The 790-nt window shown below is 58.1% G+C and carries 1 protein-coding gene; it reads right to left on the minus strand.

Annotated elements, in window-relative coordinates; all coding sequences use genetic code 11:
* Positions 1–732, minus strand: a 732-nt coding sequence (locus GCT19_RS42360; RefSeq protein ID WP_321576966.1) for an IS110 family RNA-guided transposase, incomplete at its 3' end; no start/stop codon positions are given.
* Between the last annotated feature and the right edge of the window lie 58 nt (positions 733–790).

The raw sequence follows: 790 nt of genomic DNA on the forward strand, positions 1-790 counted from the left end.
CGCTGCGAAGTCCCGACTGCTCGCATACTGCTTGCCGTCGCCGATCTCGGCGGCAAGCACGCTTGCGGTGACAGGACCGACACCCGGAATGGAGAGAAGACGTTGACCTAGATCGTTGTCGGCCAGCTGCATCGCCAGTTCGCGGTCAATCTCTCCGATTTGTTCGCTGAGATATTTGAAATGAGCATGCAGGCGCTCGAGCGTTGTGATCAGTCGCGGTGGCAACGGGTGCTCGGATAGCACAGCAGGCAAGCGTCTGATTACCGCATTGCCCACGGGCAGACTGATCCCGAGTTCGAGCAGGAATCCGTGTATCTGGTTGATCGTCTTGACGCGGTCCTGTACGAATGAGTCCCGAACCTTGTGTAATGCGCACAGGGTCTGCTGCGATTCGGTCTTGGGAGTCACGAACCGCATTGAGGGACGCGACGCCGCCTCGCAGATTACCCCGGCATCGACAAAATCATTCTTGTTACTCTTGACGAACGGACGGACGAATTGCGGAGAGGTGAGCTTCACCTGATGGCCCAAGGTCGCCAGCCTCCGCGCCATGTGGTGCGCGCCTGCACATGCCTCCATTACCAGCGTGCAGGCATGAAGCGTCGCGAGAAACTCGATCAGCTGCTTGCGGCTCAGCTTGTTGCGGAATATGGCCTTTCCTCTTGCGTCCTGTCCATGCAGATGGAACGAATGTTTGCCGAGATCGATTCCGATGAGCGTCACGTCTTGCACGATGTTCTCCTGTTCGCAATTGACGCGGTAAGGTTAGCGCACGCGTCGCAGGTGGGGG

It is taken from the genome of Paraburkholderia atlantica (assembly GCF_009362785.1).
Taxonomy (GTDB): Bacteria; Pseudomonadota; Gammaproteobacteria; order Burkholderiales; family Burkholderiaceae; genus Paraburkholderia; species Paraburkholderia atlantica.